Here is a 23,105-nt window from a genome sequence, read left to right on the forward strand (position 1 = left end):
AAACGAAAAGGCCGGTCAAGTTGACCGGCCTTTTTTTGTTGCACGTCTATCGATCACATGTGCGTGATGATGGCGTCGCCGAACTCGGAGCAGGACTGCAGCTTGGCACCGTCCATCAGACGCTCGAAATCGTAGGTGACGGTCTTCGCCGCAATGGCACCGTTCACGCCCTTGATGATCAGGTCCGCAGCCTCGCCCCAACCCATGTGGCGGAGCATCATTTCGGCGGAAAGAATCACCGACCCCGGGTTCACCTTGTCCAGGCCTGCGTATTTAGGCGCAGTGCCGTGGGTCGCCTCGAACATCGCCACCGAGTCGGACAGGTTGGCGCCCGGAGCGATACCGATACCCCCTACCTCAGCCGCCAGGGCATCGGACAGGTAGTCGCCGTTGAGGTTGAGGGTCGCGATCACGTCGTACTCGGCCGGGCGCAGCAGGATCTGCTGCAGCATGGCGTCGGCGATGACGTCCTTCACCACGATGTTCTTGCCAGTGCGCGGATTCTTGAACTGCATCCACGGCCCGCCATCCAGCAGTTCGGCACCGAACTCCTGGCGTGCAATCTCGTAGCCCCACTCTTTGAAGGCACCTTCGGTGAACTTCATGATGTTGCCCTTGTGCACGAGGGTCACGGAGCTGCGATCATTGTCCACCGCGTACTGCAGGGCCTTGCGAACCAGGCGCTTGGTACCTTCCTCGGAAACGGGCTTGATACCGATACCGCAGTTCTCGGTGAAGCGGATCTTCTTAACACCCATTTCCTCGGTGAGGAACTTGATGACCTTCTCGGCCTCGGGGCTACCCGCCTTCCACTCGACACCCGCATAGATGTCCTCGGAGTTCTCGCGGAAGATCACCATGTCCACGTCGCCGGGCTTCTTGACCGGGCTCGGCACGCCTTCGAACCAGCGCACGGGGCGCAGGCAAACGTAAAGATCCAGCTCCTGACGCAGGGCCACGTTGAGGGAGCGGATGCCACCACCCACCGGCGTGGTCAGCGGGCCCTTGATGGATACGACGTAGTCGCGCACAGCCTCCAGGGTTTCCTTGGGCAGCCAGGTGTCCTGATCGTAGACCTGGGTGGCCTTCTCGCCGGCATAGACCTCCATCCAGGCGATCTTGCGCTCACCGCCATAAGCCTTGGACACGGCAGCGTCCACGACCTTGATCATTACAGGGCTGATGTCGACACCAATACCATCGCCCTCGATGAAGGGAATGATGGGGGTATTCGGTACGTTCAGGGACATATCCGCGTTAACGGTGATTTTGTCACCGACTGCCGGAACCTGGATCTTTTGGTATCCCATGCTGAGCTCCATATTGTGGTTTGAGAATGCTCTTGCGGCCCGTGAGCCTACTCCAAACGGGCGGTCATCGACCATATCTTCCTTAGTCGAAACATCGTGCCAGAGCCAGCCAACCGAAAGGAATGGTACACTGCGCGTCGTGACCTCATGGTCACCTGGGTCGAGCAGTCTGGGACCAGGCTCAACTGACCCTGAAGCGGCCAGACCACCATCATGATCGGGCCGAGCAACGCTCTACTGGCGCTCCATTACCCCTCCGCGGCAATTCTCGGCACTGCTCAACATCGGATCCGTTTGAGCGACTGCATCTACCGGTGCGCTACGAGAGTCTGTGCGCGTCCAGCATAGAAGAGAGTCAAACGTTAATGCCCAACCGTCCGAAGATTACCTACACCTTCACCGACGAAGCCCCAGCGCTCGCCACCTACTCCCTCCTCCCCATCGTCAAGGGATTCGCCGCCTCCGCCGGCATCGACGTGGAGACCCGCGACATCTCCCTCGCCGGACGCATCCTCGCCACCTTCGCCGACACCCTCCCTGCCGACAAGCGCATCGAGGATGACCTGGCCTACCTGGCGACCCTTGCGACCGCTGCCGACGCCAACATCATCAAGCTGCCGAACATCTCCGCATCGGTACCGCAGCTGAAGGGCGCCATCGCAGAACTCCAGGCACTGGGCTACAACGTCCCCAACTTCCCTGAAGATCCGCAGAGCGAAGAAGAGAAGGAAATCCGCGCGCGCTACACCAAGGTGCTGGGCAGCGCCGTGAACCCGGTCCTGCGCGAAGGCAACTCCGACCGCCGCGCCCCGGCAGCCGTCAAGGCCTACGCCCGCAAGCACCCGCACTCCATGGGCAAGTGGAGCATGGCCTCCCGCTCCCACGCCGACTACATGCGTGGCGGCGACTTCTTCTCCAGCGAGCAGTCCATCACCATGGCCAAGGCCGGTGACGTTCGCATCGAATTCGTCGGCAAGGACGGCCAGGTCGAGCTGAAGAAAAAGCTGGCCCTTCAGGACGGCGAAGTGCTCGACAGCATGTTCATGAGCTGCAAGAAGCTGCGCGCCTTCTTCGAACAGACCCTGCAGGACTGCAAGGAAACCGGCGTCATGTGGTCCCTGCACGTCAAGGCCACCATGATGAAGGTCTCCCACCCCATCGTGTTCGGCCACGCCGTCAGCGTTTACTACAAGGACGTCTTCGACAAGTACGGCGACCTGTTCAAGGAACTGGGTGTCAACCCGAACAACGGCATCAGCAGCGTCTACGACAAGATCAAGGCCCTGCCCGCCTCCCAGCAGGAAGAGATCCTGCACGACATCCACGAGGTCTACAGCCACCGCCCCGAAATGGCGATGGTCGACTCCGTCAAGGGCATCACCAACTTGCACATCCCCAGTGACGTGATCGTCGACGCCTCCATGCCGGCCATGATCCGCAACTCCGGCCAGATGTGGGGCAAGGACGGCAAGCAGAAAGACACCAAGGCCGTGATGCCGGAAAGCACCTACGCCCGCATCTACCAGGAAATGATCAACTTCTGCAAAACCAACGGCGCGTTCGACCCCACCACCATGGGCAGCGTACCGAACGTCGGCCTGATGGCGCAGAAGGCCGAGGAATACGGCTCCCACGACAAGACCTTCGAGATGACCGCCGACGGCACCATGCGCGTCGTCGCTGCCGACGGCACCGTCCTGATGCAGCACGAAGTGGAAGCCGGCGACATCTGGCGCGCCTGCCAGACCAAGGACGCCCCGATCCGCGACTGGGTCAAGCTGGCCGTCACCCGTGCCCGCCAGTCCAACACCCCGGCCATCTTCTGGCTGGACCCGGAACGCGCCCACGACCGCGAACTGCAGAAGAAGGTCGAGCTGTACCTCAAGGACCACGACCTGACCGGCCTGGACATCCGCATGATGGGCTACAACGAAGCCATCCGCGTCTCCATGGAACGCATGATCCGCGGCCTGGACACCATCTCGGTGACCGGCAACGTCCTGCGTGACTACCTGACCGACCTGTTCCCCATCATGGAACTGGGCACCTCGGCCAAGATGCTCTCCATCGTCCCGCTGATGGCGGGCGGCGGCATGTACGAAACCGGCGCCGGCGGTTCCGCGCCCAAGCACGTGCAGCAACTGGTGGAAGAGAACTACCTGCGCTGGGATTCCCTCGGCGAGTTCCTGGCCCTGGCCGTCTCCCTCGAAGAGACCGGCATCAAGACCGGCAACGCCAAGGCCAAGCTGCTGGGCAAGACCCTCGACGAAGCCACCGGCAAACTGCTGGACAACAACAAATCCCCGTCCCGCAAGGTCGGCGAGATCGACAACCGCGGCAGCCACTTCTACCTGGCGCTCTACTGGGCCCAGGCCCTGGCCGCCCAGGACGAAGACGCCGAACTCAAGGCCCACTTCGCCCCAGTCGCCAAGGCCCTGACCGAGCAGGAAGCCGCCATCGTCGCCGAACTCAACGGCGTACAGGGCAAGCCTGCCGAAATCGGCGGCTACTACCGCTCCAACCCCGAGCTGACCAGCCAGGTGATGCGCCCCAGCGCCACCTTCAACGCGGTCATCGACGGACTGGTCGCCTAAACGACCTGCAGTACCAGAAACCCCGGGCATGTCCCGGGGTTTCTTTTTCCGGCGCAGCCCTGCGAACATGTCGCCCCCTCAGAAGGAGCCACACCATGACCTGGCAACCCCACATCACCGTCGCCACCGTGGTCGAAGACCAGGGCCGCTTCCTCCTGGTCGAGGAGGAAGCCGACGGCCGGGCCGTCCTGAACCAGCCCGCCGGCCACCTCGAAGCCGACGAGACGCTGCCCCAGGCCGCCCTGCGGGAAACCCTCGAAGAGACCGGCTGGGAGGTTGAACTCACCGCCGTCACCGGCATCTACCTGTACACCGCCCCCAGCAATGGCGTGACCTACCAGCGCGTCTGCTTCGCCGCCCGCCCCCTGCGCCATCGCCCCGACCTGGCACTGGACGACGGCATCATCGGCCCGCGCTGGCTCACCCGTGACGAGCTGGCAGCCCAGCAGGACCGCTGGCGTAGCCGCCTCGTCCTGCGCTGCGTCGACGACTACCTGGCGGGTGAGCGCTTTCCCCTGGCCCTGATCCGCGACCCGGCCTGATCGCCCCCATTCGCCGCAACTGGTAGAATCCCGTTCTTTTTTGCAGCAGCAACAGATTCCTATGTCCGATAAAGCCAACACCCGCGTCATCGTCGGCATGTCCGGCGGCGTAGACTCCTCGGTTTCCGCTCTCCTGCTGATGGAACAGGGCTACCAGGTGGAAGGCCTGTTCATGAAGAACTGGGACGAGGACGACGGCACCGAGTACTGCACCGCCAAGGAAGACCTGGCCGACGCCCAGGCCGTGTGCGACCGCATCGGCATCAAGCTGCACACCGCCAACTTCGCCGCCGAGTACTGGGACAACGTGTTCGAGCACTTCCTCGCCGAATACAAGGCCGGCCGCACGCCGAACCCGGACATCCTCTGCAACCGCGAGATCAAGTTCAAAGCCTTCCTCGACTACGCCCTGATGCTCGGCGCTGACCTCATCGCCACCGGCCACTACGTGCGCCGCCGCGATATCAACGGCCGCACCGAACTGCTCAAGGGCCTGGACCCGAACAAGGACCAGAGCTACTTCCTTCACGCCGTCGGCGGCAAGGAAATCGCCCGCACCCTGTTCCCCGTCGGCGAACTGGAAAAGCCGGAAGTCCGCGCCATCGCCGAGAAACACGGCCTGGCCACCGCCAAGAAGAAGGACTCCACCGGCATCTGCTTCATCGGTGAACGCCGCTTCAGCGACTTCCTCAAGCAGTACCTCCCCGCCCAGCCAGGTGACATCGAGACCACCGACGGCGACGTCATCGGCCGCCACCACGGCCTCATGTACCACACCATCGGCCAGCGCCAGGGCCTGGGCATCGGCGGCATGAAGGACGCCAGCGACGAGCCCTGGTACGTCCTCGCCAAGGACGTCGCCCGCAACGTCCTCGTGGTTGGTCAGGGCAACGAACACCCGTGGCTGTTCTCCCGCGCCCTGCTCGCCTCCGAGATCTTCTGGGTGAACCCCATCGAACTGGACGCCCCGCGCCAACTCACCGCCAAGGTGCGCTACCGCCAGGCCGACCAGGCCTGCACCCTGGAGAAGACCGCCGACGGCTACCGCGCCGTCTTCGCCGAGCCCCAGCGCGCCGTCACTCCCGGCCAGTCCGTGGTCTTCTACGACGGCGAGGTGTGCCTCGGCGGCGGTGTGATCGAGAGCGCCGAGCCCTGGTACAGCGAGGAACGCACCTGATGGCCCCGCTGAACGAACAGCTCATCGCCCTCGGCGGCGTCTTCGAAGCCGCCGCCCTGGTCGACCGCATCGCCAAGACCGGGCAGATCAGCGAAGCCCCCCTCGCCTGCATGATCGGCAGCCTGCTGGTGCGCGACCCGAAGAGCACCCTGGACGTGTACGGCGGCGACGACATCAACCTGCGCGACGGCTACAAGGCCCTGGTCAGTGCACTCGAACGCGAGCCCGCCAGCCTCCAGCGCGAGCCCCTGCGCTACGCCCTGTCGCTGCTCACCCTCGAACGCCAGCTGGCCAAACGCGACGACATGCTCGACCAGATCGGCAGCCGCCTTGACCAGATTCAACAGCAGGTCCAGCACTTCGGCCCGGCCCACGACAACGTCGTCGCCTCCTGCGCCTCGCTCTACCAGGACACCCTCAGCACCTTCCGCCAGCGCATCCAGGTGCATGGCGACATGCGCTACCTGCAGCAATCCACCAACGCCGCCAGGATCCGCGCCCTGCTGCTCGCCGGCATCCGCTCAGCCCGCCTCTGGCGCCAGCTTGGCGGCCACCGCTGGCAGCTGCTGTTCAGCCGTCGCAAGCTGCTCGCCGAGCTCTATCCCCTGCTGCGAGGGTGAGCCCAGCGACCGGTCGCCGGAAGGTGACCGGTCGGGCACGGCGACCGGGTCGGTTTTCATGTATGATGTGCGCCCTTTTCGTTGACCGACCTGCCCGAGACCCCCTCCATGCAGCTCTCTTCGCTCACTGCGGTTTCCCCCGTCGATGGCCGCTACGCCGGCAAAACCAGCGCCCTGCGTCCGATCTTCAGTGAATACGGCCTGATCCGTTTCCGCGTCCAGGTCGAAGTGCGCTGGCTGCAGCGCCTCGCCGCCCACGCCGGCGTTCCGGAAGTGGCGCCCTTCTCCGCCGAAGCCAACGCCCTGCTGGACAAGCTCGCCGAAGACTTCCAGCTCGAGCATGCCGAGCGCATCAAGGAAATCGAACGCACCACCAACCACGACGTGAAGGCCGTGGAGTACCTGCTCAAGGAGCAGGCCGCCACGCTGCCGGAACTGGCCAAGGTCAGCGAATTCATCCACTTCGCCTGCACCAGCGAGGACATCAACAACCTGTCCCACGCCCTGATGCTGCGCGAAGGCCGCGACCAGGTAATCCTGCCGCTCATGCGCCAGCTGGCCGACGCCATCCGCGATCTCGCCGTGCGCTTCGCCGACGTCCCCATGCTGTCCCGTACCCACGGCCAGCCCGCCTCGCCCACCACCCTCGGCAAGGAAATGGCCAACGTCGTCTACCGCCTGGAGCGCCAGATCGCCCAGGTGGCCGCCGTCCCGCTGCTCGGCAAGATCAACGGCGCCGTCGGCAACTACAACGCCCACCTGTCCGCCTACCCGGACATCGACTGGGAAGCCAACGCCCGCGAATTCATCGAAGGCGACCTGGGCCTGACCTGGAACCCCTACACCACCCAGATCGAGCCCCACGACTACATCGCCGAACTGTTCGATGCCGTTGCCCGCTTCAACACCATCCTCATCGACTTCGACCGCGACGTCTGGGGCTACATCTCCCTCGGCTACTTCAAGCAGAAGACCGTTGCCGGCGAGATCGGCTCCTCCACCATGCCGCACAAGGTCAACCCGATCGACTTCGAGAACTCCGAAGGCAACCTCGGCATCGCCAACGCCCTGTTCCAGCACCTGGCCAGCAAGCTGCCGATCTCCCGCTGGCAGCGCGACCTGACCGACTCCACCGTGCTGCGCAACCTCGGCGTCGGCTTCGCCCACAGCGTCATCGCCTATGAAGCCAGCCTCAAGGGCATCGGCAAGCTGGAGCTGAACGCCCAGCGCATCGCCGAAGACCTGGACGCCTGCTGGGAAGTCCTCGCCGAGCCGGTGCAGACCGTCATGCGTCGTTACGGCGTCGAGAACCCCTACGAGAAACTGAAGGAACTGACCCGCGGCAAGGGCATCAGCCCCGAAGCCCTGCAGACTTTCATCGACGGCCTGGCCATCCCTGCCGAAGCCAAGGCCGAACTGCGCAAACTGACCCCGGCTGCCTACATCGGCAACGCCGTGGCCCAGGCCAAGCGCATCTGACGGGCAACCGCCTCCATACGCCCGGCCGTGCCGGGCGTTTTTATTTCACAGGTTCACTGCCATGACTTCCGATCTTCCCCTGCAAATCCTCGGCGGCATCTCTGCCCGCGAATTCCTCCGTGACTACTGGCAGAAGAAGCCGCTGCTGATCCGCCAGGCCATCCCAGGCTTCGAAAGTCCCATCTCCCCCGATGAGCTGGCCGGCCTGTCCCTGGAAGAGGAAGTCGAGTCGCGCATCATCCTCGAACATGGCGAGCGCCCCTGGGAGCTGCGCCGCGGTCCCTTCGCCGAGGACACCTACCAGAACCTGCCCGAGCGCGACTGGACCCTGCTGGTGCAGTCCGTCGACCAGTTCGTCCCGGAAGTCGGCGAACTGCTGGAGCACTTCCGCTTCCTGCCCAACTGGCGCATCGACGACGTCATGATCAGCTACGCCGCCCCGGGCGGCGGTGTCGGCCCGCACTACGACAACTACGACGTCTTCCTGCTCCAGGGCCACGGCCACCGCCGCTGGCGCATCGGCCAGATGTGCGACGCCGACAGCGCGCTGCTGCCCCACGGCGACCTGCGCATCCTCGCCGAATTCATGGGCACCGATGAGTGGGTCCTGGAACCCGGCGACATGCTCTACCTGCCGCCGCGCCTCGCCCACTTCGGCACCGCCGAAGACGACTGCATGACCTACTCCGTCGGCTTCCGCGCCCCCAGCGCCGCCGAAGTGCTCACCCACTTCACCGACTTCCTCGCCCAGTTCATCCCGGACGAGGAGCGCTACAGCGACGCCGACATCCAGCCGGTCGAAGACCCGCACCAGATCCAGCAGGACGCCCTCGACCGCCTCAAGGCCCTGATCGCCGAGCACATGAGCGACGAGCGCCTGCTGCTGACCTGGTTCGGCCAGTTCATGACCGAGCCGCGCTACCCCGAACTGGTCACCGGCATCGAAGTCGATGAAGAAGCCTTCGTCGGCGCCATCGAAGACGGCGCCGTGATCATCCGCAACCCCAGCGCGCGCATGGCCTGGTCGGAAGTGGACATCGGCCTCGTGCTGTTCGCCAGCGGCCAGAGCCGCCTGCTGCCCTCCTCCCTGCGCGAACTGCTGCGCCTGGTGTGCTCCAGCGATGCACTGCACATCGAGAACCTCGGCCGATGGCTGGCCGACGAAGACGGGCGTAAGCTTCTGTGGGAACTGATCAAGCAAGGAAGTCTGGAGTTTGCCGATGAGTGAGATTCACGTCCGAATCGCCGACTGGCAGAAGGACAACGCTGACTTGCGACGCATCCGCGAGGCGGTCTTCATCGCCGAGCAATCCGTGTCGCCTGAACAGGAGTGGGATGCCGAGGACGCCGACGCCGTGCACTTCCTCGCCCTCGAGCACGAGTACGCCATCGGCACCGCTCGCCTGTTGCCCGACGGCCACATCGGTCGCGTTTCGGTCCTCAAGGATTGGCGCGGCCTGCATGTCGGTGATCGCCTGCTCGAAGCGGTGATCGCCGAAGCGGAGCGCCGCGGCCTCAAGCAGCAGATGCTCTCGGCCCAGGTCCACGCCACGCCGTTCTACGAGCGCCATGGCTTCCGTGTGGTCAGCGAAGAGTTCATCGAAGCCGGCATCCCCCACGTGGATATGGTGCGCGACAGCCAATAGAGGTCCCCATGGAATCGAACGTCCCGGAAAACGAAGAGATAGAGGCCGAGCTGCCTGCCATCGAATTCCATTCACCGGGACGTTTCGATGTCCATAACCCGGTTCCGGACCTGCGCGAACCCGCCCCCTGGGAACCCGCTCCCTTCGTGCTCGGCCAGCACGACGCCCTGCAGCGCTTCGCCAAACCCGAGGAAGCCCGCCCCCACGCCCTGGCGCTCCTGCAACAGGCCCAGCGCAGCCTCAACCTCTACACGCCCGACCTGGAAGCTTGGCTCTATCACCACAGCAGCATCCAGACAGCCTGCACCCGCTTCCTCCTGGCCAACCCGCGCAACCGCCTGCGCATCCTGATCCGCGACGTGATCCGCCCGGTGAAGGAAGGCCACCGCCTGCTCAACCTCGTGCGCCGCCTGTCCAGCAACAGCCAGATCCGCCGACTCAACCCGGACCACGCCAGCGAAGAGTGCGCCTACCTGCTGGTGGACGACCGTGGCCTGCTGATGCGCCCTGAGCTGGACAGCTTCGCCGGCTACGCCCTGTACAACGACCCCGGCCGCTGCCGCCTGCGCCAGGTCCAGTTCGACCAGGCCTGGGACCAGAGCGTCAGCGACCCCGACCTGCGGAGTTTCCTGCTATGACGCCACGCGCCCTGCTCGCCGCCCTCTGCCTGGCCCTGAGCCTGCCCCTGCAGGCCGCCACCGAAGTCATCCCGCTCAACTACCGCACCGCCGAGGACGTGATGCCGGTGGTGCAGTCGGTGATCGGCAACGAAGGCCGGGTCAGCGCCTACGGCAACCAGCTGATCGTCAATGCCTCCCCGCAGAAGATCCAGGAACTGCGCGGCGTGCTCGACAAGCTCGATACCGCCCCGCGCCGCCTGCTGATCTCGGTGGACACCAGCGACAGCAACTACCAGGACGACCAGGGCTACAGCGTCAACGGCTCGGCCAGCGTCGGCGGCGTTGACGTCCAGGCCGGCCGTGGCGAAGTCAACGGCCGCGACCAGGTGCGCATCATCCGCCGCAGCACCGACAGCCGGGGCGGCGGCGTCCAGCAGGTCCAGGCCACCGAGGGCTACCCCGCCCTCATCCAGGTCGGCCAGAGCGTGCCCATCACCAGCGCCAGCACCGGGCCCTATGGGCAGGTCTACACCAACACCGAATACCGCAACGTCACCCGCGGCTTCTACGTCACCGCCAGCGTCACCGGGCAGACCGTGCACGTCAGCCTCAGCAGCAACCGCGACCGCCTCAGCCAGTCCCAGCCGGGCGCCATCGACATCCAGAGCACCGACACCCGCGTCAGCGGTCGGCTCGGCGAATGGATCACCGTCGGCGGCGTCAACGAATCCAGCCAGAGCGACAGCAGTGGTTTCCTGCACCGCCAGACCACCCAGGGCAGCGAAAACATGACCCTGCGCCTGAAGGTCGACAGCCTCGACTGAGCCCCCTCCAACTGACCATCCAGTCGCACACACGACTTTTGTAGTAGTCACAAAAAAACACTACAAAAACGTTTGACGAACACTTGTTTGAGGCGCATGATGGCCCCGCTCCCGCTAACCAGGGGCCCTGAAACGGGTCTCCGGGCCGTGCTCCAGACCAACGAGCCGACCCGTGTTGTGTAGCCCAAAAGGCAGTGCGACGAGGTTGCGACTGGAACGAGGTTGTCCTGAGGGACGGGGAAGCACCGCGAAACTGGCAGACGAAACTTCACCCCTATTCGTGCGTCAAGGCATCCACGAGCCGAAAGCGCCACGGGTAGCGATCACCGAAGCCGCCTGCACCGTTCGTCTCAACCCCTCCCTCCGAGTTCACACTCGCTCTGGTCACATTCTCAGCGTACTGCGGTGAGCAACCCGCCATGGCCTTCCAGGTCCTTGCACGGGGAAGTTGGTGCTCAACCATACACATTTGAAGGATTGACCATGTCCGCATATCAGAACGAGATCAAAGCCGTTGCCGCGCTGAAAGAGAAGTACGGCAGCAGCTGGAGCGCGATCAACCCCGAGTACGCAGCTCGCATGCGTGTGCAGAACCGCTTCAAGACCGGTCTGGACATCGCCAAGTACACCGCGGCCATCATGCGCAAGGACATGGCCGAGTACGATGCCGACTCCTCCGTCTACACCCAGTCCCTGGGCTGCTGGCACGGCTTCATCGGTCAGCAGAAGCTGATCTCCATCAAGAAGCACCTGAAGACCACCAACAAGCGCTACCTCTACCTGTCCGGCTGGATGGTCGCTGCCCTGCGTTCCGACTTCGGTCCGCTGCCCGACCAGTCCATGCACGAGAAGACCGCTGTCGCCGGCCTGATCGAAGAGCTGTACACCTTCCTGCGCCAGGCTGACGCCCGCGAACTGGACCTGCTGTTCACCGCTCTGGACGCTGCCCGCGCCGCCGGTGACAAGGCCAAGGAAGCCGAAGTACAGGCCCAGATCGACGGCTACGAAACCCACGTCGTCCCGATCATCGCCGACATCGACGCTGGCTTCGGTAACCCGGAAGCCACCTACCTGCTGGCCAAGAAGATGATCGAAGCCGGTGCCTGCTGCATCCAGATCGAGAACCAGGTTTCCGACGAGAAGCAGTGCGGCCACCAGGACGGCAAAGTGACCGTTCCCCACGAAGACTTCCTCGCCAAGATCAACGCCGTTCGCTACGCGTTCCTCGAGCTGGGTGTGGACGACGGCGTGATCGTTGCCCGTACCGACTCCCTGGGTGCCGGCCTGACCAAGCAGATCGCCGTGACCAAGCAGCCGGGCGACCTGGGCGACCAGTACAACTCCTTCCTGGACTGCGAAGAGATCTCCGCTGCCGAACTGAAGAACGGCGACGTCGTGATCAACCGCGAAGGCAAGCTGCTGCGTCCCAAGCGCCTGCCGTCCAACCTGTTCCAGTTCCGTCAGGGCACCGGCGAAGACCGCTGCGTACTGGACTGCATCACCAGCCTGCAGAACGGCGCCGACCTGCTGTGGATCGAAACCGAGAAGCCGCACGTTGGCCAGATCAAAGGCATGGTTGACCGCATCCGTCAGGTCATCCCGAACGCCAAGCTGGTCTACAACAACAGCCCGTCCTTCAACTGGACCCTGAACTTCCGCCAGCAGGTGTTCGACGCGTTCGTCGCCGAAGGCAAGGACGTTTCCGCCTACGACCGCGCCAAGCTGATGAGCGTCGAGTACGACGAGACCGAACTGGCCCAGGTTGCAGACGAGAAGATCCGTACCTTCCAGCGTGACGGTTCCGCCCACGCCGGCATCTTCCACCACCTGATCACCCTGCCGACCTACCACACTGCGGCCCTGTCCACCGACAACCTGGCCAAAGGCTACTTCGCCGACGAGGGCATGCTGGCCTACGTGAAGGGTGTTCAGCGTCAGGAGCTGCGCCAAGGCATCGCCTGCGTCAAGCACCAGAACATGGCTGGCTCCGACATCGGCGACAACCACAAGGAGTACTTCGCTGGCGAAGCGGCTCTGAAGGCAAGCGGTAAAGACAACACCATGAACCAGTTCCACTAATAGGAGCTGTTCACCGGCGGGCCCTCGGGCCCAGCCGGATGCCTCAAGGCCCCGGTAGCGATACCGGGGCCTTTTTTATTTTCGCCTGCTGACCAGTCCCGCCTCGCCCGCTCCCGCCTTACTGGCCGTTGACCAGCCGCAGGCGCTTCTCGGTGAACACGCAGATCACCCCCGCGTTGTTGTGCATCACCGGATGGTTGAAGTCGCAATAGGCCGCCGCCACGCTCAACGGCAACTGCTCGTTGCCCCAGCGGGCCGGCTTGAACCAGGCCAGCTCGCCCTCCTTGCACAGCCGTGCATCGGCGTCGGAGGTGAAGGTGCACAACGCCGTCTGGTCCACCTGCTTGTCCAGGCAGGCGGTCAACGGCAGAACCATCAGAAGGGCCAGGAAGGGCTTGAAGGGAAGACGCATGCTGCTCACACCTCGGCAGTGGTTGAAGTGCCGATTTGAGCGAGCCGGCGCCCGCCAGTTCCGCAGCGCCGGGAAGAATTCGGTATCAGGCCCGATACCCTTCAGTCCGGCGAAGACGCCGCATCACTGGGCAGCAGGTCACGGGCCAAGGCCTGGGCGCCCTGGAAGTCCAGACGCTCCACCCGCGCGGCAAAGGCAGCTGCCGCCTCCCGCAGGCTGTCCGGAGCACGCCCTTTAAGCTCCCGCGCGCGGTCCAGCGCCTGGATCGAGCCGCTGGCCAGCAGCTCCAGCGTCTGCTGCAGCGCCTCACGCCAGGCGTCCTCATCCAGCGCCGGCAAGGGCTCCTGCCCCTGGCCAGTCGACGCATCCACCTGGAACTGCTCCAGCAGTTGCTGGTTGCTCTCCACCAGCAGCGCACGCATCTGCAGCAGCCAGCTCGGGTCTTCGAGGAAGGGAGCAGCCGTATCCGGGGTCAATCCACGGCCCCGGTTCTCCAGCTCCATGGCCAGGTGTGAAAGCGCCCTGGCCCCCATCGTCCCGGTACTGCCCTTGATGCCATGCAAAGCCGCCAGCACACCGCGCAGGTCGCCATCGTCACGGGCCTGCTGCAGTTGCTCCAGCTGACGCTCGGTCTCCTCGCGGAAGCTGACCAGCACCGTCTGCAGCAATGGCAGGTTGTCGGCAAAACGCGACAGGATCGACGCCGGCGGCTCCAGCAACACCTGCGCACCCGATTCGGCACGGGGGGGCGGAGGCTCCGGCAGCGCCGGGGTAGCCCCACCGGTCCAGAACAGCAGCACCCGGGTCAGTTGCTGGATGTCCACCGGCTTGCCGACGTGGTCGTTCATCCCCGCCTCCAGACAGGTGCGACGGTCCTGCTCCGAGGCATTGGCGGTCATGGCGATGATCGGCAGGGTGCGGCACCGTTCATCCAGGCGGATGCGCCGGGACGCCTCCAGGCCATCGATGTCCGGCATCTGGATGTCCATCAGCACCGCATCGAAACGCTCCGGCTCCGCCAGCACCGTCTGCACCCCCTCCAGGCCGCCCTCGGCCAGGATCACTTCCGCGCCCTCGCCCATCAGCAGCTCCGAAGCCACCTGGCGGTTCAGCGCGTTGTCCTCCACCACCAGCAGGCACAACCCGGCGAGGTGCCGAACCCGCGCCACACCGGCGGCAGGCTGGCCCACCGCCCCCTCCTCGCCCCAGATCGCCCGCTGCACGGCAGTGGCCAGCTGCTGGGGCGTCACCGGCTTGGTGAGGAACGCCGCAAACGGTGCCCGTCCCTTCTGCTGCTGGTCCGCCAGCACCTCGCTGCCGTGGGCGGTGATCATCACCACCCGGGGTGCTGCAGCCCCCAGTGCCGCCAGGGCACGGCTGCTGGCCAGCCCGTCCAGCCCCGGCATGCGCCAGTCCATCAGCACCAGGTCGAACGGATCGCCCCGCCGCGCCGCCTGCTGCACCGCCGAGACAGCCGCCTCGCCCGACATCACGTATTCACTGCGCCACCCCAGGGACAGCAGCGTGCGCAGCAGCACCTCCCCCGCCACCGGGTTGTCGTCCACCACCAGCAGGTGCAGCGGCGCATCCACGCACGGGCACTCGCTGCGCAGGGCGGCGACCGGCTCGCTGATGCCCAGCCGCACATCGAACCAGAAACGGCTGCCTTCTCCCGGCCGGCTTTCCACCTTCAGCTCGGCCCCCATCAGCTCCACCAGGCGCTTGCAGATCACCAGGCCCAACCCGGTGCCGCCGAAGCGCCGCGAGGTGGAGGCCTCGGCCTGGGTGAAGCCGTCGAAGATACGTTCCAGTTGCTCCGGGCTGATACCGATACCGGTGTCGCTGATCGATACCTGCAGCAGCGCCGAAGTGTCATCACAGGCCAACTGCCGGAAGGCCACCACCACCTGGCCACGGCTGGTGAATTTCAGGGCATTGCCACCCAGGTTGATCAGCACCTGCTGCAGGCGGAAGCTGTCCCCCACCAGGTGCAACGGCAGGTTGGCGTCGAGGTCGAACATCACCTCTACATCCTTGTCGCCCTGGTTGCCCGCCAGCACCACTGCCAGGTCGCGCATCAGTGACTCCAGCTCGAATGGGTGCGGATCGAGCTGCAGCTTGCCGGCTTCGATCTTCGAGTAATCGAGAATGTCGTTGAGCAGCCCCAGCAACGAGCGCGCCGCTGTCTGCGCCTTGAGCACGTAGTCCAGCTGGCGGTTGTCCAGCCCGGTGCCTTGCACCAGGTGCAGCATGCCCAGCACCGCATTCATCGGCGTGCGGATCTCATGGCTCATGTTGGCGAGGAAGAAGCTCTTCGCCGCGCTGGCCGCATCCGCCTTGTCGCGGGCATCCCGCAGGCGCGACTCCAGTTCCCGCTGGGCGGTGATGTCGAGGTTGATCCCGGTCACCCGGGTGGGCCGGCCCAGGGAGTCCCGTTCGATCTGAGCCGCCGCCTGGATGTAACGTACCTGCCCGTCCGGCCGCACGATGCGGAAGATCGGGTCATAGACGGCGGTCCCGGCGATGGCCCCTTGCAACTGCGCCACCACCCGGTCCATGTCGTCCGGGTGCACACGCTGGCGCCAATGGTCGAACGTGAGGCCTTGTTCCCGCAGGCTGCGCGGCTGTCCATACAGCTCGAACATGCGGTCGTTCCAGTGCAGCCGGTTGTCTTCCAGGAACCACGACCAGATGCCCAGGCCCGCCACCTCCGAGGCCAGCAGCAGCTGGTCGCGGGTGGCCACCAGCTCCTTGCGCTGGCGATGCTGCTCGCTGAGGTCGGTCACCACGCAGACCATGCGCTGCTCGCCACCCACCAGCATCGGTGCCAGGGTGACCTGCATGGGAAAGGCGCTGTCGTCACTGCGCCGCCCCCACAGCTCCATCCCGCTGGGCCCCAGACCCTCCACCGGCTGCTCGTAGCCCGTGAGCAGTTCGTGGAAGCGCTCCAGGGACACGGGCTCGATCAGGTCCTCGATGGAGCGCCCGACCATATGCTCGGGCGATACCCCGAACACCACGCCACCCGCCGGGTTGAAGGTCTGGATGCGCCCCTCGCCATCGAAGGTGATCACCGGGTTCACCGCCGTATCCAGCACAGCACGGGTGGTCGCCAGGCTCTCCGCCAGGCGCCGCTCGGTGGCCTTGCGCTCGGTGATGTCGAGGGAAATGCCCAGGTAGCCGGTGATGCGCCCCTGCTCATCGCGCATCGCGGTCACCACCAGGGTCACCGGGAAGCGGCTGCCATCCTTGCGCACATAGGTCCACTCACGTGCCTCGGAACCTTCCAGCTCAGGCACCTGGACGAACACCCGGAACCCCTGCACCGGCTTGTCGTAATAGGCGGAAAGCTCCCGGCCACGGGCCACCACCTCTTCGGTCACATGCAGCAGCGCCGGCGTCTGGCGCCCCACCAGTTCCTCGGCCGAGTACCCCAGCAAGCGCTCGGCACCGCGGTTGAACACCCGGATCAGCCCGTCCGGGTCGGTGGCGATGATCGACACCTCGGTGGCCGCGGTCAGCACGCCGTCCAGCAGCACATTGGTGCGCAACAGCTGGGCTGTACGCTCGGCCACCTGGGTCTCCAGGCTGGCATTGAGCTCGAGGATGCGCGCCTCTGCCTGCTTCTGCGCCGTGATGTCACGCACCGTGCGCGAAATGCCCACCACCCGGCCCAGGCCATCCAGGATCGGCGCGATCGACAGGGCCACATGCACCAGGCTGCCGTCCTGGCGCCGGTAACGGGTTTCGTAGAGGCTGATGCGCTCCCCGGCCAGCGCCTGGCGCAGCAATGTTTCTTCCTGCTCGTGGCCGCGCTCCGGCACCACCAATGCGGCCAGGTCCTGGCCGATGGCCTGCTCCGCGCTGTAGCCGAGGATCGCCTCGGCCCCCTGGTTCCAACTGGTGATCACGCCACCCAGGGTCTGGCCGACGATGCCATCGGCCGAGTTCTCGACGATGGCCGCCAGCCGCGCCTGCTCCGCCAGCACCTGGTGCTTGCGTCGGCGGCTCATCAGGCTCGCCCCCAGCAACGCCGCCAGCAGCAGGCTCAGCCCTGTCCCCGCCACCCACACCATCGCCGGAGGCGGCAGCGCCAGACGCTCGACAAACGACGGCAGCGCAGCCAGCTCGATCTCCCAGCGACGGCCGTAGAGATCCCGCAGGACCTTCTCCTGGTGGACTTCAGGCGCCTCGGACGAATCCGGCGCGCTCTCGTAGAACAGCGGCTCGTCCGAATCCTCGGTGATGTCCCGCAGGCGCAGGCGCATCGTCTCGTCCACCACCTCCAGCCCCTGCAGCACCTGCTCGGTGATCAGCGGCGAATAGCTCCAGCCCATGGCCTGACGCTCCCGCTCAGCCTCGGTCGCCGGCACCACCCCGCTGCGGTAGATCGGCATCAGGATCAGGAACGACTGGCGCGGCTTGCCCAGGGACTGCACCAGGGTGATCGGTGCCGTCAGCCGCACCTCACCACTGCGCATCGCCGACAGGGCCGCTTCACGGCGGTTGCGCTCGGAGGCGATGTCCAAGCCAATGGCGGGCTCGTTGCCTGCCAGGGGCTCGATGTACTGGATGATGAAGTGCTCGCCCGGGTGGTCCGTCAGTTCATGGATGTCGAAATCCGCCGGCCCGTCGGCCCGCGCCTTGACCAGGAAACCGGCCAGCTCGGCCTGTGGCACACGGCGGATCAACCCGAAGCCCCGCGCACCCGGAAACTCTTTGGTGATATCGCGGGAGCGGGCATAGCGCTGGAAGATCTCCCGCGTCATGCCCCACTCCCCAGCGGTCAGCAGGCTGCCCCGAGCCCCACGCAAACCGTACTGGTAAAGCTCCAGGCGCTTCACAACGCCATCTGCGGCACGCTCGGTGACGTCATGCAGGGCCTCGTGCAGACGATCCTGGTTGGCGCGCTCCAGCAACCCCGCCAGCAGGCCAGTCACCAGCAAGCCGGCCAGAGCCGTGAGGAGCATGGCAACCAGTGGAACGGACACCTGCCCGCGGTTTCTCACTCGGCCTCCCCCTCGCCATCCAGAGTGGTCCAGCAGCGCGGGTGCTCACAGTGCTCGGCGAGGAAGCCACAGGCGTCCTCGTAGGGCAGCGGCCGGCAGAACAGGTAGCCCTGCATCAGCCGGCACCCCAGCTCCTGAAGACGCCGGGCCTGGCGCGGACACTCCACGCCCTCGGCCACCAGTTCCAGGTCCAGCGCCTGGGCCAGGCGGATGACCGCCTCGATGATGGCCGCATCGCTGCGGTCGGTGAGCATCTCGCGGACGAAGCTCTGGTCGATCTTCAGCACATCGATGGGCAGGCGCTTGAGGTAGGCCAGGCTGGAGTAACCCGTGCCGAAGTCATCAATGGCGATGCGCACGCCGATCTCCTTCAGCGCCAGCAGGGTGGCACGGGTACGGTCGATGTCGTGGGCCAGCACCCCTTCGGTGATTTCCAGTTCCAGGTGGTTCGGCGGCAGGCCCGACTCCTCCAGGATGGCCGTGACCATGCCGAGGAAGCTCTCCTCGCGGAACTGCACCGCCGAGATGTTCACGCTCATGCACACCGGCCAGCCCATGGCGATCATCCGCTGGGCATCGTTGCAGGCCTGCAGCATCACGAACTTGCCGATGGGGATGATCAGCCCCGTCTCCTCCGCCAGGGGGATGAAGTCCGCCGGCGACACCAGTTGCCCGTCGGACGTGCGCCAGCGAACCAATGCCTCCACGCCGCTGGGGCGGCCGTCGGTGACGTCCACCTTGGCCTGGTAGAACACCTCGAACACCCGCTGCTCCAGCGCCCGGCGCATATGCCGTTCGAGCATGTGGCGGGCCCGGGTGCTGTTCTCGATCTGCTCGGAGAAGAAGCGGAAGCGATTGCGGCCCTCCTGCTTGGCCTGATACATCGCCGCGTCCGCATAGCGGTAAAGCGACTCGAAATTGTCGCAATCATCGGGGAAAAAGCTGATGCCGATGCTCCCCGACAAGTCATAGCGGTTGCCGTTGATCAGCAGCGGCTGGGCGATGATCCCCAGCAGCCGGTCGGCAAAATCTCCCACCGCATCGAAGCCCTGCACGTCCGGCAGCAGCACCACGAACTCGTCACCGCCCTGGCGGCTCACCGTGTCCACCGAACGCACCGCTGCAGACAGCCGCTGGGCCACCTCGCGCAGCACCTGGTCCCCGATGGAATGGCCGATGGTGTCGTTGAGGAACTTGAAGTTGTCCAGGTCCAGCATGAGCATCGCCACCCGCCCCTCGCTGCGCCGGGCCTTCTGGATGGCCTGGGCCGCACGGTCCTGCAGCAGGGCGCGGTTGGGCAGACCGGTCAGGGCATCGAAGCAGACCACCCGCTTGGCCTGCTCGCGCAGGTCCAGGTGGGCACGCACATGGGCGCGCACCAGCGGCAGGTTGAGTGGCTTGCGGATGAAGCCCAGGGCACCGCTCTCCAGCGCCTTCAACTCGTTCTCCGGCCCGCTGTGGGCGGTGACGAACAGCACCGAGGCCCCGCGCAACTTCGGGTCCGACTTGATCGCCCGGCAGATCTCGAAGCCGTCCATCAGCGGCATCTGGATGTCCAGCAGCACCACGTCCGGGCGGCAGGCCCGCGCCACATCCAGCGTTCCCGTTCCCCCGTTGGCGACATGAATGGACGCCAGGTCGCGGATCGCCTCGCTGAGGATGAGGACGTCGCTGGCCTGGTCATCGACGATCAGGATCACCGGCTCGGAGCTGAAAGAATCCTGCATTCCCTGCTACTCGCTTTCCCTGATTGACAGAGAGACTAGACGAATATGGCACGGTGCCATTGGGCCGCCGGACGGTCGTCGGGCGAAGACGGAACGCCGCATGCCGCGCGGCGGCCTTCACTCAAGATAGAACAGCCGTGCAAGCTTGCAGGCGGCGTTTCAAAGCCGGCCATCGCCCGCCTATAGTGAGTGTCAGCCGGCCCTGCCGAGCGCCTTTCCCCCGTCAGAGTAGTGCCATGACACTCAAACGCATCGCCACCACCGACCTGCAATTGGGCATGTACGTTCAGGAGTTCTGCGGTTCATGGATGGACCACCCGTTCTTCCGCGCCAAGTTCGTGGTCAAGACCGACAAGGACCTGCAGCGCATCCGCAACAGCGATGTTCATGAAGTCTGGATCGACACTGACAAGGGCCTGGATATCCACCAGGACCAGCCCAGCGTCAGCGTCGAGGAGGCCGAAGCCGAGATCGACGCCCGCCTGGCCGCCGCCGAGCAGGCGCCGCCCATCGAGCGTGCCGACCTGGAAAGCGAAGTCAGCCGTGCCGCCATGCTCTGTGCCAAGGCCAAGGACGCCGTGGTGAGCATGTTCAGCGACGCCCGCATGGGCAAGGCCATCAGCGTCGACGACGCCCAGGGCCTGGTGCAGGAAATCTCCGACTCGGTGCTGCGCCACCCCAATGCGCTGATCAGCCTGGCGCGGCTGAAGACCGCCGACGAATACACCTACATGCACTCCGTCGCCGTGTGCGCCCTGATGATCGCCCTCGCCCGCCAGCTCGGCCTGGGCGAGGCCCAGGTGCGCGAGGCCGGGCTGGCCGGCCTGCTGCACGACATCGGCAAGATGGCCATCCCCATGGACGTGCTGAACAAGCCCGGCAAGCTCACCGACGACGAGTTCCAGTGCGTGCGCAAGCACCCCGAGGAAGGCGCGCGCATCCTGCTGGAGAGCCACCAGGTCAGCGCCCTGGTGCTGGACGTCTGCCTGCACCACCACGAGAAGGTCGACGGCACCGGCTACCCGCACCGCCTGGCCGGCGACCAGATCAGCCTGCTGGCCAAGATGGGCGCGGTCTGCGACGTCTACGACGCCATCACCTCCGACCGCCCCTACAAGCGTGGCTGGGACCCGGCCGAATCCATCCGCCGCATGGCCGAATGGAGCAAGGACCACTTCGACGAGCTGGTTTTCCAGGCCTTCGTCAAATCCATCGGCATCTACCCCACCGGGTCCCTGGTGCGCCTGGAGAGCGGGCGCCTGGGGGTGGTGATGGAGCAGCACGAGAAGTCCCTCACCACGCCCAAGGTCAAGGTGTTCTATTCCGCCCGACTGAAGACCGCGATCCCCCAGGAAGTGGTGGACCTGGCCAAGCTCGCCGGCCGCGACCGCATCGTCGGCCGAGAATCCCCGGCGGACTGGAACTTCCGCAACCTCGACGAGCTCTGGTCCGGCATCCCCGATCCCCGGCGCAAGACCACCGGCTGAGGGTCACTAGAAGGCGTGGCCCCGGTGCAACGCCGTCAGCGCCTCGGCACGCAACTGCGCCAGCAGCGGGTCGCGTCGGTCGCGGGGGCGTGCCAGCGGCACCTCCAGCGTCTCCAGCACCCGCCCCGGGCGACTGCCCATCACCAGCACGCGGTCGCCCAGGTAGAGGGCCTCGTCCACATCGTGGGTGACCAGCAGCAACGCAATGCCGTGGTGCGCAGCCAGGGCCAGCAGCAAATCCTGCAGCCTCATCCGGGTGAAGGCATCCACCGCGCTGAAGGGCTCGTCCAGCAGCAACACCCGGGGCCGCGAATACAGCCCCCGGGCAATGGCCACGCGCTGGGCCATCCCGCCCGACAGTTGCTTGGGCAGGGCCTGCTCGAATCCCTCCAGCCCCACCTCGCGGATCAGTTGCGCCACCCGGGGCCGGTCGTAGGCCCGGTCATCGGCGAAGCCGATGTTCTCCGCCACCGTCAGCCAGGGCATCAGGCGCGGCTCCTGGAACACGAAGGCCACCTCGCCCTCACCACGCAGCGCCTGGCCGCTGTAGTCACGCTCCAGGCCTGCAACGATGCGCAGCAGGGTGCTCTTGCCGCAGCCACTGGGGCCCAGCAGGCTCACCACCTCGCCCTCGGCCAGTTGCAGGTGCACGTCCTGCAACACCGTGTGCCCGGCGAACGCCTTGCGCTGCACGCGGAAATCCAGCAGGGGCAGGCTCATGGTTGCGCCTCCCCGCCTTCGCCAGCGAACGCATCGCGCCAGGCCAGCAGGCGCCGCTCCAGCGTCGCCAGCAGCCCATCGCTGAGCTTGCCCAGCAGCGCCAGGACGATGATCGCCGCCAGCACCAGGTCCGGCCGCGAGGTTTCCCGGCCATCGGTCAGCAGGTAGCCCAGGCCCCGGGTGGACGCGATCAGCTCGGCCGCCACAAGGAACATCCAGGCCAGGCTGAGCCCACCCCGCAACCCCGTGAACAGTCCCGGCAGGGCCGCCGGCAACAGGATGCGGCGGGCCAGCCGAAGCCGCCCGAAGCCGTACATGCGCCCCACCTCCACCAGCTTGCGGTCGATGTTGCGGATCGCCGCCACCCCATTCAGGTAAACCGGGAAGAACGCACCGATGGCGATCAGCACCACCTTCGAACGCTCGTCGATGCCAAGCCACAGCAGCAGGAGCGGCACCCAGGCCAGGCTGGGGATCGCCCGCAACGCGGCCAGGGTCGGCTCCAGGTAGGCCTCCGCCTCGCGACTCAGGCCCACCCAGGCAGCAGCGACCAGCGCCAGGGACGCACCCACGGCGAACCCGGCGGCCACGCGCCCCAGGCTGACCCCGATATGCCCCCACAGCGGCCCGGCCGCCAGCTCCTGCAGGGTCAGCAGGATGTCGCTGGGGGCCGGCATCTGGTACGCCGGCACCCAGCCCGCACGCACGGCCACCTCCAGCAGCAGGATCGCCGCCAGGGGAATCGCCAGCCCCTTGGCCCGCACCACCAGCGCGGTCAGTGGCACGGCGGGTCGCCAGGGGCGCGGCGGCACCGCCAGGGTCTTGCTCTTGCTGCTCATCGGGCTCTCCTGGGGTATTG

Annotated in this window: 17 protein-coding genes; 11 read left to right on the forward strand and 6 right to left on the reverse strand. The window is 65.8% G+C overall.

Annotation, left to right across the window (positions count from 1 at the left end):
- Nucleotides 1–53: 53 nt before the first annotated feature.
- Nucleotides 54–1,310, reverse strand: coding sequence for an NADP-dependent isocitrate dehydrogenase (icd, locus tag FBY21_RS08460; protein WP_044406307.1), 1,257 nt, complete (start codon nt 1,308–1,310; stop codon nt 54–56).
- A 365-nt stretch (nt 1,311–1,675) separates the two neighbouring features.
- On the opposite strand from icd, the gene FBY21_RS08465 reads away from it, so the two are divergent.
- From FBY21_RS08465 to FBY21_RS08510, 10 genes are all read left to right on the forward strand, one after another.
- Complete coding sequence (locus tag FBY21_RS08465; RefSeq protein WP_107328420.1) at nt 1,676–3,904, forward strand: NADP-dependent isocitrate dehydrogenase; 2,229 nt, start codon at nt 1,676–1,678, stop codon at nt 3,902–3,904.
- A 95-nt stretch (nt 3,905–3,999) separates the two neighbouring features.
- A complete protein-coding gene (locus tag FBY21_RS08470) occupies nt 4,000–4,446 on the forward strand; it encodes an NUDIX hydrolase (RefSeq protein ID WP_044406298.1) in 447 nt (148 codons plus the stop codon).
- 61 nt (nt 4,447–4,507) lie between these two features.
- The gene (gene mnmA / locus FBY21_RS08475) at nt 4,508–5,623 is read left to right on the forward strand and encodes a tRNA 2-thiouridine(34) synthase MnmA (protein ID WP_142010296.1); all 1,116 of its coding nucleotides are present in this window, start codon (nt 4,508–4,510) and stop codon (nt 5,621–5,623) included.
- Complete coding sequence (gene hflD / locus FBY21_RS08480; protein WP_044406292.1) at nt 5,623–6,243, forward strand: high frequency lysogenization protein HflD; 621 nt, start codon at nt 5,623–5,625, stop codon at nt 6,241–6,243. The genes mnmA and hflD overlap by 1 nt, the downstream gene beginning before the upstream one ends.
- A gap of 108 nt (nt 6,244–6,351) precedes the next feature.
- On the forward strand, nt 6,352–7,722 hold the full coding sequence (gene purB / locus FBY21_RS08485) for an adenylosuccinate lyase (RefSeq protein WP_044406289.1): 1,371 nt from the start codon (nt 6,352–6,354) through the stop codon (nt 7,720–7,722).
- Nucleotides 7,723–7,783: 61 nt separating this feature from the next.
- Nucleotides 7,784–8,950, forward strand: a complete 1,167-nt coding sequence (locus FBY21_RS08490; protein ID WP_044406286.1) for a cupin domain-containing protein — start codon at nt 7,784–7,786, stop codon at nt 8,948–8,950.
- On the forward strand, nt 8,943–9,368 hold the full coding sequence (locus tag FBY21_RS08495) for a GNAT family N-acetyltransferase (protein ID WP_044406283.1): 426 nt from the start codon (nt 8,943–8,945) through the stop codon (nt 9,366–9,368). Before FBY21_RS08490 ends, FBY21_RS08495 begins: the two co-directional genes overlap by 8 nt.
- 8 nt (nt 9,369–9,376) lie before the next feature.
- Complete coding sequence (locus FBY21_RS08500) at nt 9,377–10,006, forward strand: histone acetyltransferase HPA2 (RefSeq protein ID WP_142010298.1); 630 nt, start codon at nt 9,377–9,379, stop codon at nt 10,004–10,006.
- The gene (locus FBY21_RS08505) at nt 10,003–10,812 is read left to right on the forward strand and encodes a secretin N-terminal domain-containing protein (protein ID WP_142010300.1); all 810 of its coding nucleotides are present in this window, start codon (nt 10,003–10,005) and stop codon (nt 10,810–10,812) included. Before FBY21_RS08500 ends, FBY21_RS08505 begins: the two co-directional genes overlap by 4 nt.
- A gap of 483 nt (nt 10,813–11,295) precedes the next feature.
- A complete protein-coding gene (locus FBY21_RS08510; RefSeq protein WP_044406275.1) occupies nt 11,296–12,891 on the forward strand; it encodes an isocitrate lyase in 1,596 nt (531 codons plus the stop codon).
- 118 nt (nt 12,892–13,009) lie between these two features.
- Here the strand turns inward: FBY21_RS08510 and FBY21_RS08515 are convergent, their stop codons facing one another.
- The 3 genes from FBY21_RS08515 to FBY21_RS08525 all read right to left on the reverse strand — a co-directional run bounded on the left by FBY21_RS08515 (nt 13,010) and on the right by FBY21_RS08525 (nt 20,039).
- The gene (locus FBY21_RS08515) at nt 13,010–13,303 is read right to left on the reverse strand and encodes a hypothetical protein (RefSeq protein WP_052807592.1); all 294 of its coding nucleotides are present in this window, start codon (nt 13,301–13,303) and stop codon (nt 13,010–13,012) included.
- A 101-nt stretch (nt 13,304–13,404) separates the two neighbouring features.
- Nucleotides 13,405–18,273, reverse strand: coding sequence for a PAS domain S-box protein (locus tag FBY21_RS08520; RefSeq protein WP_142010303.1), 4,869 nt, complete (start codon nt 18,271–18,273; stop codon nt 13,405–13,407).
- Nucleotides 18,274–18,308: 35 nt separating this feature from the next.
- A complete protein-coding gene (locus FBY21_RS08525) occupies nt 18,309–20,039 on the reverse strand; it encodes a putative bifunctional diguanylate cyclase/phosphodiesterase (RefSeq protein ID WP_142010305.1) in 1,731 nt (576 codons plus the stop codon).
- Between the two features lie 236 nt (nt 20,040–20,275).
- Here FBY21_RS08525 and FBY21_RS08530 point away from each other — a divergent pair, with 236 nt between their 5' ends.
- Nucleotides 20,276–21,526 carry an HD-GYP domain-containing protein gene (locus FBY21_RS08530; protein ID WP_074972558.1) on the forward strand — a complete coding sequence of 417 codons (1,251 nt, stop codon included), beginning with the start codon at nt 20,276–20,278 and terminating at the stop codon, nt 21,524–21,526.
- A 6-nt stretch (nt 21,527–21,532) separates the two neighbouring features.
- Here the strand turns inward: FBY21_RS08530 and FBY21_RS08535 are convergent, their stop codons facing one another.
- A complete protein-coding gene (locus FBY21_RS08535) occupies nt 21,533–22,246 on the reverse strand; it encodes an ABC transporter ATP-binding protein (RefSeq protein WP_174244722.1) in 714 nt (237 codons plus the stop codon).
- A complete protein-coding gene (locus tag FBY21_RS08540; RefSeq protein WP_142010308.1) occupies nt 22,243–23,085 on the reverse strand; it encodes an ABC transporter permease in 843 nt (280 codons plus the stop codon). The genes FBY21_RS08535 and FBY21_RS08540 overlap by 4 nt, the downstream gene beginning before the upstream one ends.
- Nucleotides 23,086–23,105: the final 20 nt, after the last annotated feature.

The sequence above is a fragment of the Pseudomonas sp. SLBN-26 genome, assembly GCF_006715895.1.
Lineage (GTDB): Bacteria > Pseudomonadota > Gammaproteobacteria > Pseudomonadales > Pseudomonadaceae > Metapseudomonas > Metapseudomonas otitidis.